General features: G+C 72.1%; 12 protein-coding genes. 4 read left to right on the top strand and 8 right to left on the bottom strand.

The features are described from left to right. Nucleotides 1-20: 20 nt before the first annotated feature. The 3 genes from ACIBKY_RS15760 (at nt 21) to ACIBKY_RS15750 (ending at nt 3,736) form a co-directional block, all read left to right on the top strand. Nucleotides 21-1,292, top strand: a complete 1,272-nt coding sequence (locus tag ACIBKY_RS15760; protein ID WP_397097356.1) for an MFS transporter — start codon at nt 21-23, stop codon at nt 1,290-1,292. Between the two features lie 163 nt (nt 1,293-1,455). Beyond that, nucleotides 1,456-2,328, top strand: coding sequence for a 5'/3'-nucleotidase SurE (gene surE / locus ACIBKY_RS15755; RefSeq protein WP_397097355.1), 873 nt, complete (start codon nt 1,456-1,458; stop codon nt 2,326-2,328). An 88-nt stretch (nt 2,329-2,416) separates the two neighbouring features. After that, nucleotides 2,417-3,736 (top strand): NAD(P)/FAD-dependent oxidoreductase, encoded by a 1,320-nt coding sequence (locus ACIBKY_RS15750; RefSeq protein ID WP_397097354.1) that lies wholly within the window; start codon nt 2,417-2,419, stop codon nt 3,734-3,736. A 3-nt stretch (nt 3,737-3,739) separates the two neighbouring features. On the opposite strand, the gene ACIBKY_RS15745 is transcribed toward ACIBKY_RS15750, so the two are convergent. Further along, nucleotides 3,740-4,960 (bottom strand): LeuA family protein, encoded by a 1,221-nt coding sequence (locus ACIBKY_RS15745; protein ID WP_397097353.1) that lies wholly within the window; start codon nt 4,958-4,960, stop codon nt 3,740-3,742. Nucleotides 4,961-5,031: 71 nt separating this feature from the next. Here ACIBKY_RS15745 and ACIBKY_RS15740 point away from each other — a divergent pair, with 71 nt between their 5' ends. Beyond that, nucleotides 5,032-6,516, top strand: coding sequence for a citrate synthase (locus ACIBKY_RS15740; RefSeq protein ID WP_397097352.1), 1,485 nt, complete (start codon nt 5,032-5,034; stop codon nt 6,514-6,516). A gap of 387 nt (nt 6,517-6,903) precedes the next feature. Here ACIBKY_RS15740 and ACIBKY_RS15735 read toward each other — a convergent pair whose 3' ends face one another. From ACIBKY_RS15735 to ACIBKY_RS15705, 7 genes are all read right to left on the bottom strand, one after another. After that, nucleotides 6,904-8,199 carry a threonine/serine exporter ThrE family protein gene (locus ACIBKY_RS15735; protein WP_397097351.1) on the bottom strand — a complete coding sequence of 432 codons (1,296 nt, stop codon included), beginning with the start codon at nt 8,197-8,199 and terminating at the stop codon, nt 6,904-6,906. A gap of 66 nt (nt 8,200-8,265) precedes the next feature. Further along, nucleotides 8,266-11,304, bottom strand: a complete 3,039-nt coding sequence (locus tag ACIBKY_RS15730; RefSeq protein ID WP_397097350.1) for a chromosome partitioning protein ParA — start codon at nt 11,302-11,304, stop codon at nt 8,266-8,268. Nucleotides 11,305-11,521: 217 nt separating this feature from the next. Then, nucleotides 11,522-12,973 carry a hypothetical protein gene (locus tag ACIBKY_RS15725; protein WP_397097349.1) on the bottom strand — a complete coding sequence of 484 codons (1,452 nt, stop codon included), beginning with the start codon at nt 12,971-12,973 and terminating at the stop codon, nt 11,522-11,524. After that, the gene (locus ACIBKY_RS15720) at nt 12,970-14,172 is read right to left on the bottom strand and encodes a hypothetical protein (protein ID WP_397097348.1); all 1,203 of its coding nucleotides are present in this window, start codon (nt 14,170-14,172) and stop codon (nt 12,970-12,972) included. The genes ACIBKY_RS15725 and ACIBKY_RS15720 overlap by 4 nt, the downstream gene beginning before the upstream one ends. Before the next feature lie 240 nt (nt 14,173-14,412). Continuing rightward, nucleotides 14,413-15,597, bottom strand: a complete 1,185-nt coding sequence (locus ACIBKY_RS15715) for a helix-turn-helix domain-containing protein (protein WP_397097347.1) — start codon at nt 15,595-15,597, stop codon at nt 14,413-14,415. Between the two features lie 104 nt (nt 15,598-15,701). Further along, on the bottom strand, nt 15,702-16,460 hold the full coding sequence (locus ACIBKY_RS15710; RefSeq protein ID WP_397097346.1) for a hypothetical protein: 759 nt from the start codon (nt 16,458-16,460) through the stop codon (nt 15,702-15,704). A gap of 8 nt (nt 16,461-16,468) precedes the next feature. Beyond that, nucleotides 16,469-17,224: a hypothetical protein gene (locus ACIBKY_RS15705; RefSeq protein ID WP_397097345.1), complete on the bottom strand. Its 756-nt coding sequence runs from the start codon at nt 17,222-17,224 to the stop codon at nt 16,469-16,471. Between the last annotated feature and the right edge of the window lie 84 nt (nt 17,225-17,308).

Below are 17,308 nucleotides of genomic sequence, written 5' to 3'. Positions count from 1 at the left end.
CAAGGAATCGGGGAGATGTTGTGACAGATGCCCCCAGCAGGACCAGGATCGCCGTCGCCAGCCTCGTCGGCACGGCGATCGAGTTCTACGACTTCTACATCTACGGCACCGCCGCCGCCCTGGTGCTGAACGCCGCCTTCTTCCCCGAGCTGGACCAGACGGCGGGCAACCTGGCGGCGTTCTCGACGTTCGCGGTGGCGTTCCTGTCGCGGCCGCTGGGCTCGGCGGTGTTCGGGCACTGGGGCGACCGGATCGGGCGCAAGTCGATGCTGGTCGTCTCGCTCCTGCTCATGGGGTTGTCCACGGTGGCGATCGGGTTGCTGCCGGGGTATGCGGCGATCGGGGTGGCGGCGCCGGTGCTGCTGGTGGTGCTCAGGTTCACGCAGGGCATCGGGCTGGGCGGGGAGTGGGGCGGGGCCGCGCTGCTGGCCACCGAGCACGCGCCGCCGGGCAGGCGCGGGCTGTATGCGATGTTTCCGCAGCTCGGGCCGGCGGTCGGGTTCATCGCGGCCAACGGGCTCTTCCTCATCCTGGGCGCGACGCTCACGGACGCGCAGTTCGGGAGCTGGGGGTGGCGGCTGCCGTTCGTGGCGAGCCTGCTGCTGGTGCTCGTCGGGCTGTACGTGCGGGTCAGGATCGCCGAGACGCCGGTCTTCCGGCAGGCCATGGATCAGCGCAGGATCGCCCGCGTGCCGTTCGCTGGGCTCATCCGGCACCAGTGGCGGCGGGTGCTGCTCGGCGCCGGTGCGATGACCGTGACGTACACGCTCTTCTACACCGCCACGACCTACTGTCTCGCGTACGGCACCGCCACCCTCGGCATCCCCAAGACCACGATGCTCGCGCTGACCATGATCGGCGTCGTGTTCATGGGCGCGGGCACCGTCGTGTCCGCCCTGGTCTCCGACCGCCTGGGCCGCCGCCGTACGCTCATGGCCGGTGCGGCGGTCGCGATCGGGTGGGGGCTGGTGATGTTCCCGCTGATGGAGACCAGGTCGGTTCTGCTGGCCGGTGTGTCGCTGGCCGGGGCGCTCGGGATCATGGGGCTCATCTTCGGGCCGATGGGGGCGTACCTGCCGGAGTTGTTCCCTACCGAGTGCCGCTACAGCGGGGCCTCGGTCGCCTACAGCCTCGGCGGGGTGCTGGGCGGGGCCGTACCCCCGCTCGTCGCGACCGCGCTGCAGGGCGGCGGGTTCGGCACGATGGCGGTCGGCGGCTACGTCAGCGCCATGGCCGTGCTCAGCCTCCTGTGCCTGGCCGCGCTGCCGGAGACCGCCGGCGACACGATGTGAACCCCGCAGTCAGGAATCCGCGCGCACAATCGCGGTGACCCCTGCCCGTTTAGGGGTGTGCCCCTCCCCGTGCCGCATAGCAGGCTCGCAGTTCAGAAGGCCCGATCCGGAGCACTCACTCAGCAGGTGAATCCCCGGTGAACGACCATGAACGGAGACCCCCATGTTCAGGCGCATCCTCCTCGTACCGGCCCTGTTATCCGTCCTGGCCACCCCTGTTCAGGCGCGGACCGCCGCCACGCCGCCGCCGTCGTTGCGCATCCTGCTCACGAACGACGACGGTTACCAGGCTCCGTTCACCCTTCAGCTCCGCCAGGCCCTCGTCGCCGCCGGCCACGAGGTCACGATCGTCGCCCCGGCCGGCGACTCCAGCGGCGTCGGAACCTCGATCAACATCAGGTTCGGCACCACCGTGGAGGCGGCCGAGATGTCGCCCGGGGTGTGGGCGATCGCCGGCAGCCCCGCCGACGCCGTCTCCTTCGGCCTCCGCACGGTCTTCGCCGGCGACCCGCCCGACCTGGTCGTCTCCGGCCCCAACCAGGGCGAGAACGTAGCGGCGGCCGTCAACCACTCCGGCACCGTCGGCGCCGCGATCACCGCGCTGGAGGTGGGCGTTCCCTCCGTCGCCCTGAGCACGGCCCGCGCGGGCTCGGCCTTCCCCAGCGCGGCCAGTTCGATCGCCTTCGGCGTCAAGCTCGTCAACCGCCTGGCCACCACCGCACGCAACGGCCGCCTGCTGCCCGCGTACACCGCCCTGAACGTCAACTACCCGGCGGTGCCGACGGGCGAGGTCAAGATGGCCCGCCTGGGCAGAATGCTGCCCATCACCGTCGACTACCTGCCGGCGACCGACGCGTGCCCGCGCTGTTACCGCCTCGCGCCGCTGACGGCCACCGCGCCCGACCCGGTCCCGGACGCCGACCGTACGCTCCTGTCGAGCGGCGCCGTCACCGTCACCCCGCTGACCTCCTCCTGGGAGGCCGGTCCCGTGATCACTTCGCGCCTGACCGACCGCCTCGACGGCCTCACCCCGTAGCGGGAAAAATCTTGAAATGAGGTGTCACAACCGTGAGGGCTGTCCCGTCTATGTGGGTGAACAACCACTCAAGAAGGACGTGGACGTCATGAGGAAGCAGATCCTGATCGTCGGCGGCGGATATGTCGGCTTGTACACCGCTCTGGGGTTGCGCAAGCTGGTGCGTACCGGCGAGGCGGAAGTGACGATCGTCGACCCTCGCGGCTACATGACCTACCAGCCGTTCCTGGCCGAGGCGGCCGGTGGCCAGATCGAGCCGAGGCACGTGGTGGCGCCGCTCAACCGGGTGCTGCCCCGCATGAGGGTGCTGACCGGCAAGATCACCAACGTTGACCACAACGAGCGTGCCGCCACCTTCCAGCCCGCCCAGGGCCGCCCCTATGAGATCGCCTACGACATCGTGGTGATGGCCACGGGTTCGATCACCAGAGGGCTGCCGATCAAGGGCCTGGCCGAGCACGCCGTCGGCTTCAAGACGGTCGGCGAGGCCGTGCACCTGCGCAACCACGTGCTCGCCCAGCTGGCCGCCGCCGCCTCGACCGATGACCACGAGGTGCGCCGCAGGGCGCTGACGTTCGTGGTGGTCGGCGGCGGGTTCGCGGGCGTGGAGGCGCTGGCCGAGATGCAAGGACTGGCCGACGACGCCTTGCGCTACCACCCGCGGATCCGGCGCGAGGAGCTCAGCTGGACGCTGGTCGAGGCCACCGGCCGCATCCTGCCCGAGATCCACGAGGACCTCGGCGTCTGGACGGCGAAGGCGCTGCGGGAACGCGGCGTGGACGTGCGCCTCGACACGCGGCTCACCTCGGCGGAGAACGGCGTCGCCACGATGAGCGACGGCACCGCCCTGGACGCCGGCACGATCGTCTGGGCCGCCGGCGGCCGCCCGAACCCGCTCGCCGCCACCAGCGGCCTGCCCGTCGACCGCACCGGCCGGATCCTCGCCACGGAGTACCTGGCCGTGGAGGGCCTGGCCGACGCGTTCGCGGCCGGCGACGGCGCGGCGGTGCCCGACCTCACCAACCCGGGCGCCTTCACCGCCCCGAACGCCCAGCACGCGGTACGGCAGGCCAAGCTCCTCGGCCGCAACATCGTCGCCTACGTCAGGGGCCGCAAGCTGACGGCCTACAGGCACGCCTACCTCGGCTCGGTCGCCGGACTCGGCCACCACCAGGGCGTCGCCCAGGTCTACCGGCTCAGGCTCACCGGGTTCCTCGGCTGGGTGGCGCACCGGGCGTACCACCTGGCCTGGGTGCCGACCTTCAACCACAAGGCGAAGGTGCTGGCCGACTGGACGCTCGCGATGTTCTTCCGCCGCGAAGCCGTTCAGCTGGGCGGTCTTGAGCACCCGGAGAAGGACTTCCACGAGGCCCTGGCCACCCAGGCCCAGGTGGACCGGGCGGCGTGAGCGCTAGCCGGTGTAGCTGGGGAACAACAGGGACAGTTCACGCGGGTAGGTCGCGATCAGGCGCAGTTCGTCGTCGGTGAGCGGCCTGCCCGTCATCGCGTTGCAGAGCTGCACCACCTGGAACGCCAGGTCCTCCTCGGCCACCTCGACACCGAGCCCCTCCATGACGTGCCGGAACCCGGCCTTGCCGCCGTACTCGCCGGTCAGCACGACCCGCCCGTCCCGCGCGTGCCAGTCCGCGGGGAAGGGCCCGAGCGACGCCTCGTCGTAGAGCTCGTAGTTCCCGTGATCCTTGAGCGCGCCGTCCGCGTGGATGCCGCTCTCGTGCGCGAACGCGTTACGCCCCACCCCCACCTGGTTGTACGGCAGCGCCTGCCCGAAGGCGTAGGCCGCCCACAGCCCGAACCTCCTGGCCCACGACAGGTCGAGTTCGTCGCCGATCTCCGCCTTCTCCAGCCCGAACCCGTGCCGGAACGCCAGGATCGTGGAGAGCAGGTCGGCGTTGCCCGAACGTTCGCCGATGCCGTTCACGCAGGTGTTGATCCACGCGTCCTGCCCCGCCTCCAGATCCCCGAGCGCGCCCGAGACGGAGTTGGCCACGGCCATCCCGAGGTCGTTGTGGCAGTGGGTCTCGACGGGCATGCCGGTGGCACCGGCCAGGCGGGCGAACCGCTCGCGGATCCGGCCGGGGGTGTCGCCGCCGATCGTGTCGCAGTACCGCACCCGATCCGCCCCGGCCTCCTTGGCCGCCAGCGCGAACTCCAGCAGGAACCCGTCGTCGGTGCGCGAGCCGTCCTCGGCGTTGACCCCGACGGTCTCGGCACCGGCACTCTTGGCCGCGCGCACGGCCGCCGTCATCTCCCGGATGATCGCCTCCCGGTCGAGGCGTCCCTGGAACTTGTTCTGGATCATGTAGTCCGAGGTGGAGATGGACAGGTTGTAGTGCGTCAGCCCGAGCGGCGCCGCCTTCTCCACGTCCTGCGCGACTCCCCGGCACCAGCCCGACAGCCGCAGCCCCCCGAACGCGCCGGCCCGCGCGAGCGCCACCTGCGCCCGCACATACGGCACCTCGTGGAACAGAAACGGGAACCCGATCTCCGACTGTGCCACCCCGAGCTTGCCCAGGTAGAAGTTGACCATGGTCTTGCCGAACTTCGACAGGCCCGTGCGCGCGGTCTGCACGCCGTCCCGGTTGGTGACGTCGAGGAAATGAACCTTTGGCATGTCCTCAACGTTGACATGTTCCCTCAACATGGATCAATATTGATTTTCATCAACATCGAGGGGGTTCGGCCGTGGACTGGATAGATGCCGCAACGGCGGCCGACCGCCTCGGAGTCAAGCCCGCGACCCTCTACGCGTATGTCAGCAGGGGTGTCCTGAAGCGCCGTCATGACGGCAGGCGCAGCATGTTCGACGCCGCCGAGATCGAGGCACTGGCCCGCCGCGGCCGCCCGCGTGGCCAGCCGCCGGAGCTGGTGATCGAGTCCTCCATCACCGCCTTGGGCCTCGACCGCCCGTACTACCGGGGCCACGACGCCCTGTCCCTGGCCCGCGCACACCCCTTCGAATCGGTCGCCGAACTCCTGTGGACCGACGCACCGGACACGTGGCCCGCCTCAGGGAGCCCGGAGCGCGCGGGCGATCAGGACCCGACCCGCCACGGATCCGCGGACCCGGGTGGTGGGGTGCTCTCACCACGTGAGGAGGCCGGCCGGGGCGGCGGGGCGCTCTCGCGGAGTGGCGGGGCGTTTTCGCGAGGTGAGGAGGCTGGCCGGGGTGGCGGGGCGTTTTCGCGAGGTGCGGGGGCCGAGCCCATCGGGCGGGTTGTGAGGCTGGGCGAGTCGCACGGGGACACGGCCGGGCGGGTCGTCGCGCGGGACGTGGCGGACGAGCCGGGTGGGTGGGCAGGGGAGGCGGGGGCGTTGCGGGCGGCGGTGGCCGCGCAGCGGGGTCTGCCGGTCGAACTTCTGCCACTGGATCGGCTGCAGGTGATCGTCACCGTGCTCGGCGCCTCTGACAGCCTGCGGCACCAGCTCGACCCCGTCTCCGTGGCGGCCACCGGACGCCGCCTCATCTCCGGCCTGGTAGACGCGCTGCCCCTGGTGGGGGCGCAGGAGACGGCGGGGTCGATCGCCGAGCGGCTGTGGCCGCGGCTGACCGCCCGCGCACCCACCCCCGCCCTCGTGGACGCTCTGCGCGCGGCCATGGTCCTCCTCGCCGACCACGAACTGGCCGCCTCCACCCTGGCCGCCCGGGTCGCCGCCTCCGCGAAGGCCGACCCGTACGCGGTGGTCCTCACCGGGCTGGGCGTTCTGGGCGGCCCGCTCCACGGCGGCGCCTCCTACGGGGCCGAGCGCATGCTGGCCGAGGTCACCGACCCCGGCCTGGCGCCGCGCGTGATCGGCGAGCGGGTACGGCGGGGCGAACGCATCCCCGGCTTCGGCCACAGCGTGTACAAGAACGGCGACGCCAGAGGCGCGGCCCTCCTGGACCTGGTGGAGTCCGCCGCCCCCGGCCACGACCGGGTGGCCGCGGCCCGAGCCGTCCTGTCCGAGACCCGCCGCCGGCGGCTACCGGAACACAACATCGACATGGCCTTGGCCACGCTGGTGGCGGTGGCGGGCATGGTCTCCGGGGCGGGGGAGGCGGTGTTCGCGATCGCGAGAACGGCGGGCTGGCTGGCCCACGCGATGGAGGAGTACGGCAAGGGCACCCTCCTCCGCCTCCGAGCCTCCTACACCGGCCCACCCCCAATCCCCCCAACCCAGCCCCCATAACAACCCCACCAACCACAGAAACCACATAAACCACACAAACCACACAGCGTCCGGGACAACCACACAAGCGCGCTGATCCCGCCTGACGCGACGGCGCGCGATCTGGGTCACGTCACACCCGGTGTCCGGCCAAGGGGGCGTCGTGGCGGCGGGTGTGTTGTCCGACGTGAGACGCGCCCGACGATCGGCGCCCGCCGACGTCGGCGGGAGGCGTGGGGGCGGCTTGCCGTAACGGATGGCCGGGGGTGGCATGTGTGCTGAGAGCCGGACGCGCGCACCCGATGGCGGGGGTTGCATGTGTGCTGAGAGCCGGACGCGCGCACCCGATGGCGGGGGTGGCATGTGTGCTGAGAGCCGGACGCGCCCGATGGGAGTGGGGAAGTGTGATCAGTATCCCCGGGTGCGGCGGGAGGCGGGGCGGATGCGGCGGGCCAGGTCGCGGCCGCGGAAGGCGCGGAGGATCTCCGCGCCCATGATGACGCCCGCGCCGATCCCCAGCGCGATCGACAGCGCCTCGATCAGGTGCAGCGTCCCCCGCGACAACTCGCCCAGGCTCATCTCCAGCATCCCCTTGTACAGCACCGACCCCGGCAGCAACGGCCCGATGGCCGGGATCACGAACACCATCGACGGCACCTTCACCCGGCGCGCGAAAGCCGTCCCCAGCAGCCCGATCACCGCCGCCGCCACCGTCGTGGCCACCACCGCGGGCAGTCCCCGCCACGTCAGGAACACGAACGTCACCCAGATCAGCAACCCGCCCAACGCCCCCTGCGCCAGGTACCGCGGCGGCACGAGCAGCGCGACCGCGAACGTCAGGCTCACCCCGAACGCCCCCAGCAACTGCGGCGTTTCCAGCGACAGCGGCGCCGTCGGGACGTTGTCCACGCTGATCGGCACCCCGAGCTGCAGCGCGAACGCGAGCACCGAGCTGATGCCCGAGATCACCGCCGCCACGATGAACACGACCTCGGTGAGCCGGGCGGTCGCCGTGACGTACTCGCCGGCGATGCCGTCCTGCACGCACGCCACCAGAGGCCGCCCCGGCAGCAGCGCGATCACCGCGCCGACGACGACCGCCGACGACTGCACCGGCACCTCGCCCCAGATCAGCAGCACCGCGATGAGCGCGCCGAAGCTGGCCGCGACCGCGAGCTGGAAGAACTCCGCCACCCCGCGCCGTCCCAGCCACGCGCCCGCCCGGTCGCCGAGGATCGTGGCCGCGAACGCCGCCGCCGCGACGATCGGCCCGCCGCCGATCAGCACCGCCGCCGACGCCGAGATGAGCGCGAGCGAGCAGACCACCGCCCACTCCGGGTACACCTTGACCCGCCGGGTGATCTCCCGCAGCCGTCCCTCCGTCTCGGCCAGCGACAATCCTTCGGACGTGATCTCGCCGACCAGCACGTGGACGGCGATGAGCCGGTCGTAGTCGGGCTGGCGGCGGCGTACCCTGCGCTCGGCGGTGGCGGCGGCGCGGCCGTCCTCGGGCACGTGCGACAACGTGATCGCCGACAGGTTGACGTCGGCCTCCACGTTGCGCAGGCCGTAGGACTCCAGGATCCTGCGCATGGCGCCGCCGACGTTCTCGGTCGCCTCGCCGCTGCCGAGCAGCAGCTCGCCGACGCGGAGCGCCAGGGCCATGGCCCGATGCCCGTCGGCATCGGAGGCGGTGTACGTCATCGGACTCGGACGCTAGCCGCCCGCCACGCCGCCGCCCCGCAGGCACACCGTGGGGCCGCCGGATCTTTAGGAGGCGGGCCGCTCCACGTAGGAGGCGAGCGCGCGCACACGTTCCGCGTGCTGGTCGTGCCCGATGATCACCGGCGGTTCGTTGTACGGCATGGCGTCCGACGACCGCCGAAGCTTGATGTACTGCCCGCACGCGTCGATCGCATAAGGCTCCATGTCATCCTGAAGCGCGCCGATCACCGTGATCCCATACGTCTCGCCGATCCGCCGGAACAGCGCCACCGCCTCCCGCCGGTGTTCCTTGCCCAGGTTGCGGCCGAGCTCGTCGAGCACCAGGCACAGGTGCCCGCCCCCGGAGGAGGCGATCGCCGCGGCGCACACCAGCTTGACCGCCTTCTCGTCCATGAGCGCGGTGTTGGCCCGCCGGTTGTACGGCACGAACCCCTGCCCGTCGCCCCGCCGCCACTTCGGCGTGACCCGCCACTGCCAGCGCTGCTCCGGGTCGGCGGGCGGCGGCGGCACCGGGAACTCCAGCGTCGCCCCGTAACCGCCGTATCCGGTGTCGAGCTTGTCGAACTCCTCCGCCACCCGCGTCAGCCGCGCCTTGATCGCCGCCGTCAGCGCCGCCCGGTGCACGGCCGTCGACTGCGCCGCCTCCTCCGCGCCCTTGTCGGCCGCGGCCAGGTCGCGCTGCCGGGAGTCGACCTGCGCCTCGATCTGGCGGCGCTGGTGCTTCTCGTACTCCTCCTGCCCGCGCAGGTAGGAGGCCAGCGCGCCGCAGACCGCCGCGAACGTCGCCTGCTCGCGCGCCGTGCTGCCCGCCCGCTCGGCCAGCAGGAAGGCCAGTTCCTCCGGAACCTCGGCGTCCTCCTCCGGGAACGTGTCCCGCTGCGCCTGGTCGAAGTGGCGCTCGGCCATCCGCCACCACTCGTCGGCGCCGCGCGGGCGCTCCTCTTCCGGCAGCGCCTCGATCCACTCGCGGGCGCCGTCGGCGGTGCCGCCCCAGTCGGCGGCCAGCGCGTCGAGCTTCAGCGCCTCGCGGTCGGCGGCCACCCGCCGGTCCTGCTCGTTCGCCTGGTTGCGCTCGCCCTCGTGCCGCTGCCTGCGCCCCTCCATCCGCTCGATCTCCATGTCGCGGGTGCGCGCGCGGAAGTCGAGCGATCCGGCCAGCCGCTCGGTCTCGGCCACCTTCGGGGTGACCTCCTCGACCGCCGCGGTCAGCTCGGCCAGCTTGGCGCGCCGTTCGGCCAGCCGCGCCTCGATCTCGGCCAGCCGCACCGCCGCCTTGGCGCCTTCGAGCCGCCGCTGCGCCCGCGCCACCGCCCCCTCGGCATCGTGTACGGCCTGCGTCGCCGACTCCTGCGTGTCCTTGGCCCGGTTCAGCCGGTGCTCGGCGGCCTTGATCCGCGCCTCGCGCCCGGTGGCGACCCCGTCGAAGGCGCCGACCACGCTCACCCCGGCCGAGGAGACCAGAACCGACCCCGGTAGCCCGGCCAGCGCGGCAGCCGCGGCCTCCAGCCGGTCGGCGTCCACGATCACCGCGTGCTCGTGCGGCCACCCGCGCAACCCGGACAGAACCAGCCCCTCCGGCCCCGGGCCGTGGGCGTGGTCGCGCGCCTGTTCGGCGACGTCGAGGGCGTCGAGCAGGCCGGTGGCGTCGAGACCGGCGGCCGACAGGGCGTTGAGCTGGGCCGCCGCCGGGCCGCCCTCGGCGTCGTCCAGCGCCGCCTGGGCGGAGGCCACCTCGCGGTCGGCGACGCCCAGGCCCTTCAGCGCCTCGTTCAGCCGCAACCTGGCCTCGCCCACCTCCCGCTCGGCGGCCGGGACGTCCCGGCCGTCGGCGAAGCGCCGCGTCTCCTCAAGCGCCGGGATCTGGCCGCGCAATTCGTCGGCGGAGTTGGCGGCCACCGCCCGGTCGGCGTCGAGCTTGGCCGCCCTGGCCTGCAGCGCGGCCAGTTCCTTGCGCGCCTCGCCCACCTTCCTGTCGAGCGTGTCGTCCTTGAGCGTGGCGATCTCCGCCTTGACCATGGCGATCGCCCCCGCGGCCTTCTCGGCCGCCTCCCGGTGCCGGGCCGACTCGGCCGCCAGCAGTTCGTCCTTGGCCGCGGCGTCGGCCAGCTTCCTGGCCTGGCGGCCCCGCCAGCAGCGCAGTGCCTCGGCGAGCCGTACACGGGCCTGGTCTCTGCGGTCGAACGTGGTCACCCACGCCTTCGACTCTGCCTCGAACTCGGCCAGCCGTTCGCCCGCCTGGGCCGCGCGCACCCGCTTGGCGTGCTCGTCGCGCCGGGCCTCGCGCTCCTGCTCCAGCTCGGTGTCCAGGCCGGTGAGCGCGGCGATCGCCTCGAAGACGCGCTCGGGGGAGATCTCGTTGAGCGGCTGCGACAGCAGGTTCGTGGCCACCTTGCTCCGCACCGACGTCGACAGGAACGACACGCAGCGCACCCGGTCGCCATAGAGGACCTTGGTGAGGTCGCGGGCCACCACGTCACGGCGTCCGGCTGACTTCGGCAGCGCGTTCCACAGGTCGTCGGCCCTGGCCACCCGCTCCGCCTCCGACGCGGCCGCGGCCAGGTGCACCCCTTCCCGCCAGCGGACCTCCAGGTGCGGCGCCTCCTGGTTGACCCGCAGCCACACGGTCACCGCGCCCCCGGTCGGCACCTGGAACAGCTCCCCGGTCTCCATCTCCGCCGAGATCAGCTCGCCGGCCCCGCCCTCCTCGTCGTCGGCGGCGGCAGGTGCGCCGTGGTCGAGCGCGGCCAGATCGGCGTCGGCGCCGGGCGGGCCGAAGACGCCGACGATGTAGCCGTGGTCGGCGCTGGCCCACTGCCTGCCACCCGCCCCGCTGGCCAGTTCGGCGTTGAACAGCAGCTCCGACACCGCCTTCGCCCCCGAGGCGAACCGCCACTGCTCATCGCCGAGCAACGCCGTGATCGAGGCGATGAACGATGACTTGCCCGCCCCGTTGGAGTCCTTCGGCCCGGCCCCCGCCACCACGATCAGCGTCCCCGGCACGGTCGGCACGGGGTGCGTCGAAAGCCGGGAGATGTTGACCGCCTGCACGGCGATCAGGACCCGGTCCCCGACGACGTTCTCCACCTGCGACACCCTCAACCCCCGAGATTCATCCAACGACCAGCCCAACCCAACCCACCCACACCCCAACCCGAGCGGCGACGCCCGCCCGGGAGGCGATGCCCATCCGGGTGGCATTGCCTATCCGGGTGGCGACGCGCCTCCCCGTGGTGGTGCCCGTTCGCGTGGCGATACGTGTTCGCGCGGTGGGGTCCGCCCGGGTGGCGATGCCTGATCGCCGTCACGATGCGGACCTTCTCGCCCGTACGGCTCCCGCCAGCGGCGTGTGCGGCCCGGCCGCCAGGATCAGCTCCTCCTGCAGCCGCCGCCTGGCCGACGGGGTGAGCCGGTGGAACTGGGGTCCCGGCACGTACCCGCCCGCTTCCTCACCGGCCTTCACCTGCCCCAGCAGCCCGGCGTGCCGCAACGCGCGCAGCGCCGACTCCAGCTCGCCGATCGGCAGCTGGGTGTGGCGGCGCAGCTCGTCCACCGGCGTCGGGAACGGCGACAGCCACGTGTCCTCGGGCAGCGCCCCCTCCGCGCGCGGGATCGCCACCGAGTGCACCAGCACCAGCGTCAGCACCGCCCGCTCGCTCTCACCCAGCCCGCCCTCGGCCCGCGCCGCGCCGGCCGCCGTCGCGTCGTCGTAGCCGGACGTCCAGCGCTCGTGCTGCTGGATGAGGGTACGGCCGCGCCGCCCCAGCATCTCGCCCAGCGTGTGCCGCATGGCGGGGTCGCGCAACGCGGCGAACCTGGCCTCCTGGACCGGTTCGGCCGCATGCTCCAGCACCATGTAGGCGCCGACCAGCTCGGCCCTGCGCCGCTCGTCATAACTGGACAGCAGGTCGTCGAACTCGGCCTCCCCGCCCTCGACCAGCCCGCCCGGCTCGGCGGCGGGCGTTCCGGCCACCAGGTCCTCGTCGGCGACCACGGTCAGCTCGTCGCGCTCCGGCTCGGGCAGCCTGCGGACGAGCTCTTTGAGCTGGGCGAACGACTCGACCGGCCAGAGGGCGCAGCGGGGTCCCAGACGTACCAGGCCGTCGGACAGGACGATCCACGAGGAGTCGTGCAGGCGGCGCAGCGCGCCGACGGCCCAGTTGCGCATCAGGTCGTCGGAGCGTCCGATCAGCGCCCGGTAGGTGTCGAGCACCTGTTCGGCCGGGGCCGCGACGCCCGGCCACGGGTCGGTGGCCAGGTCGTTCCAGCAGCACTTCAGGCAGGCGGCCAGCACGCGGCGCGCCTCACCGGCCCGCTCGACCGGCATCGCCGCCACCTGATGCTCCTCCAGCAGGGACGGCGTCGCCCCGTCCGGCCAGACGGGCATCGCGAGCCCGGTGGTGTCGTAATGCGTCAGCCGCACCATGCCCACCGGCGCCGGAGCCCCGGCCCCGAGCCGCAGCGGCCCACCAGAGCGGGCCCGCACATGCGCGACCGCCGCGGCCACCCCGCTCACCGGCTCTGCCACCGCCCGCACTGCCCCGCTCGCGCTCCCCGCCTCCGCCCGCGGCGCGGCGTCCGCGTGCTTCGGTACGGCCTGCGGCGTGGTGCTCACGCTCGCTGACTCCGCCCGCGGCGTGATGTCCGCGTGCCCTGCCTCCGTCTGTGGTGCGTCGCTCGCGTGCCCCGGTTCGGCCGGGGGTGTGGTGTCGGTGGGTCCTGGATCGGTGGCCGAGGTGGGTTCTGTCGTTGTCATGAGGTGCGCTCCAGGAAGCCGTGCGAGAGCCAGGCGGGTTCGCGATCCGGGTCGACCGAGAGCTCGTCGGACCAGGTCAGGCGGTAGGGCAGCTCGGGGCGCAGGTCGATGCTGGTGAGGTCGGCCAGCAGGCGGCGTACCGAGGACCAGTCGGTGCCGACCGCGTCGGCCAGGCGCACGCGGTCGGCACCACCGGCCAGGAGGGACTCGGCGACCTCGGTCAGCCGTTGGACGACGGCGTCGGCCGGGCCGTCGAGAGAGTCGGCGGGGCCGGGGTCGGGCAGGTCGGAGCGCGGGGGAGTGGGCTGGGCGGGCACCGGGCGCGGCGCCTCGTCGACGGCGCGGGCGATCGCGGCCGGATCGTGCCACGGCGCGGGCGCGTCGAAGACGAACCCGTCCAGGACGGCGGCCAGGCGCTCGCGGGAGGCGGTCTGGGAGAAGGTACGCCACGTCTCGGTGGGCAGCAGGGTCAGGTTGCGGGTGGTGCCCGCGGAGTCGGCCAGGCGCCCGGCGGCGCGGCGGCTGGCGTCGCTGTAGGAGTAGATGGCGGCGCGCAGGTCGGTGCAGGTGCGGTCGAGATCGGGCCAGCGGGTGAGGATGGTGCCGTGCAGGCTCTGCGCGCGGCGGGCGATCTCCTCGGTGCCCCAGAGCTTGGGCGCCTGCTCGCGCAGCTCCTCGATGGTGCCGGTGGTGAGGGTGATCAGCTCCAGCGCCCACAGGCGGAACGCGCGCGCGAGGTTGGCGGCGCTCTGCCTGGCCTCCTCCATGGTGGTGCGCGGGTCGGCGACGTTGAGGTCTTCGAGTGCCAGCAGGCGGTGCATCTCGGACTGGCCGCCGTCGTCCATCATGCGGCGGATGAACATCAGCCCGACCACGCTGGTGAACGAGGCCCGGTAGCGCAGCTGGTTGGGTTTGGGGAAGACCTCGCGGACGGCGCCCAGCCCCTTGAGCACCCGCAGCCGGTTGTCGAACTGGTCGGCCGGGTAGGCGCGGCACACGTGGCGCATCTGCTCGTGCGTCAGCCACTCCTCGCCCGCCTCCGCGAACGCGCCGAACAGCGTCTCGGCGATGTCGACCAGGGCCGGGTCGTCGACTACGGCCCCGCTGTCGCGGGCCAGCGCGGCGAACATCCGGCGGTAGGTCGACAGCACCGCCTCCTCGGAGAGCGCGGCGTCGAGGGTCAGGGGCTGCTCAGGCACGCGAACTAAGGTACGGCTTCGCACCGACACTCTGGCACCGGACGCGGCGCGCCGTACCGAAGACACCAAAGCCACCACCGGTGACACGCCAAAGCCGAACCCCGTGAGAGGCGTGAGCCGAACCCGTGAGAGGCCCGAGCCAACCCGCGAGAGGCCCGAGCCGAACCCGTGAGACGCCCTGAGTCGAACCAGGGAGAGGCCTGAGCCAAACCCCGTGAGGGCCCCCGGAGACGCCACGTGTCAGATGCCGAACGAGCCCTTCGCGGCGCGCGCCCGCAGGACCAGGTCGATGGCGAAGCGCCGGTCCGGCTCGGTGAGGGCGTCGCCGAGGGCGCTCTCCAGCTGCCGCATCCGGTAGCGCACGGTCTGCGGGTGCACCTGGAGCTGCTCGCCGATGTCGGCCGCGGTGCCGCGGGTGGCGAGCCATACCCCGAGCGTCTCCAGCAGCCGTTCGCGCCGCCCGGCCGTGAACGAGCCGAGCGCGGTGAACTCGCGGCGCGCGATCTGCTCGGTGAGCTCGTGGTCGGCCAGCAGCCACAGCGTGACCAGGTGGTCCTCGCAGCGCAGCAGCGGCGCGCCCGCGATGATCCCTTCGTCGGCCAGCGAGAAGACGCGCCGCGCCCACCTCATGGCCGAGGGCGCGGCGGCCAGTGGCACGGTGACGGAGATGACGGCGGACATGCCGCCCAGCAGGGATTCCAGGCGCCGCAGCCGCTCGCCGGCGATCTCGCCCGGATACAGCAGGCAGGGCTCGGCGCTGGCCCAGTCGGCCAGGACGCCGGGTTCGAGCGGGCCGCCCGGGTCGGCGGCGCCGGCCCGCAGCGCGACCAGCGTGATCTGCTCGGCGGGCGTCCAGGCGGCGCGGGCGGCACGCTCGGGTACGGCCCCGCCCCCGTCGAGTATGTGGCGCAGCAGCCTGGCCCGGCGCTCACGCAGGTCCTTGCTGGCCCTGGCCAGCTCCTCCTGGTGACCGCGTACGGACTGCTCGGCGAGGTCGCCGATGAAGGCGATGATCGAGTCGCCCATCGTGGCCACGAGCGAGGGGTCGACGCCGTGCCGGTTGCCGACCTCGACGCTGCGCCGCCAGACCAGGCGCAGGCCGAGCCGGTAGGCGGCCTGGAGGCTGTCGAGGCTGCGGCCCTCGCGGGCTTCGAAGCGGCCGAGCTGGCGGCAGACGGCGTCGCGGGCCTCGAAGGAGGCGCTGGGGTCGGCGACCCGCTGGATGAACGAGGTGAGGATGCAGTCGACGCCGCGTCTCAGCAGCTGGCCGTGCTTGCCGGTGGTGCGGTGGGCGAACTCGGGGATCGACTCGCCGATCGCCAGCAGGACCTCGTCCACGATGCTGGGCACCTCTGGCCACATGATCTCGGCGAAGTGCGGCGGGATGGGGCCGGGTAAGTCACCCTGTTCAACGGTTTGCGTCAACAGTCACACCTCCCTCGCACGCCTTGTGACATGTGACACAACGAACATAGGGAAGAGCCCGGCCTCCGACAAGAGACCAGGCACTTCCTTGATCATCGAACCTTTCAGGGCACGATGTCGGTGTACTTCTTGAAGGATCCGTACTGCTGGAAGATCGCGGTGTTGCGGCCGGCGGCGGCAGGGGTCCCCGCCTGGGAGTTCACGACCGCGTTCAGCAGGCCCAGGCCGAGCCCGCAGCTCTCCGCGCCGGGCACCGCGAAGGCGTTGTCCACGATCGTGGCCTTCTGGATCGGCGGATTCGTGGACACCAGTACCGGCTTCACGCCGGAGATGGGCGTGTTGGGCGGTGGCGGGTTGGTCGTGCCGAGGATGAGGTTCAGCCGGAGGGGGTTCCTGTCGGAGCCGAGCCGGCAGTTGTGGCCGAGGACCGGGTTGATGATGCGGACCTTCAGCGCCATCTTCCAGATCGGGCCGGGCACGACGTCGAACGAGCCCGCGTACTGGGGTTCGGCGTAGACGGCGGTCAGGATGGGGTCCCCGAAGATGCCCTTCCTGACCGTCATGCGCTCGGCGCGCAGCCGGCCGAAGACGGTGACCTGCTTGCGGGTGTCGGGGTCGAGGCCCGTGGCATAAGTGATCTTCATCGCCTTGTTGATGACCTGGTCGAACTTGCCGAGGACGAACTTCCCGCCGTTGACGATGATCACGTTGCACGTCCAGAACCGCGGATCGGCACGATCGGGCAGGTCGGGGCAGTCGGCGAAGTCGAACGCGGGGATGTCCTCCGCCTGGGCGGGGGTGGCCATCGCGGCGGGTGTCGCCACCATGAGCAGTGCGGCCAGGGCGGCTTCGGCTCGCTTCACTGGATTCCTCACGGGGCCTTGGTCGCGTAAAGCTTCTGGTCGTAGGTGCCGGAGTTGGGCACGGACTCGCCCTTGACCACCACGTTGGCGAAGGCCGCCGCGGCCTCGGGGCAGTACACGTCGTTGGTCTCGGTCGGCATCAGGTAGAACTGCTGCCCCTGAGCGCTGCCCTGGGCCTGGGCCAGCGTCGGGTCGGGACGGTTGGGGTTGTCCGGGTTGTAGAGGTCGATCTCCAGGGTGGGCGTGTCGGCGGTGAGGCCGTAGTAGCAGGTCTGCGGCTCGGTGGTGACGGCCGGCATCTCGATCACGGCCTTGATCTTCACGCCGGGCTGGTTGCCGGGCAGCTTGAGGAAGGTGTCGCGGTTGTTGAGGTGATCGTCGTCGTAGTAGATGGTGCCGCTGCCGTTGGTGTTCACGGTGGTGATGGTGGTGGTGCCGCCCTGGTTGTTCGGGCAGGCGCCGCCGGAGCCGTCGTTGTCGATCTGGACGTAGTTGACGTAGCCGCCGGTGCCGTTGGAGCTGACGCCGCCGCGCAGCTGGGCGTACTGGCACGTGGTGTCCACGAGGCCGATGAAGGGGGCGTTGCCGGAGAAGTACACCTCGCCGAAGCTCAGCGCCTGGATCTTCCCGGAGTACGCGGCCGCGGTGGCCGTACCGGCGCGGATGACGGGGGTGGACTCGGCCGCCACCGCCGTGCCGGGCAGCAGTATCAGTGCGACGGCCGCGGCGGCCAACGGCGCGGACACCCGTGCGATGGATTTCATCGTGTGCCTCCATGAAAGGTGAGTGGTGACGAACGTCACAGAAACAGAAGAGAGTTCTGGCGTCAACAATTCGAATCCCTGAAA

It is taken from the genome of Nonomuraea sp. NPDC050394 (assembly GCF_044459065.1).
Classification (GTDB): domain Bacteria; phylum Actinomycetota; class Actinomycetes; order Streptosporangiales; family Streptosporangiaceae; genus Nonomuraea.
Note: the sequence above shows the minus strand (reverse complement) of the source record. Positions and strands in the feature narration are given on the sequence as shown.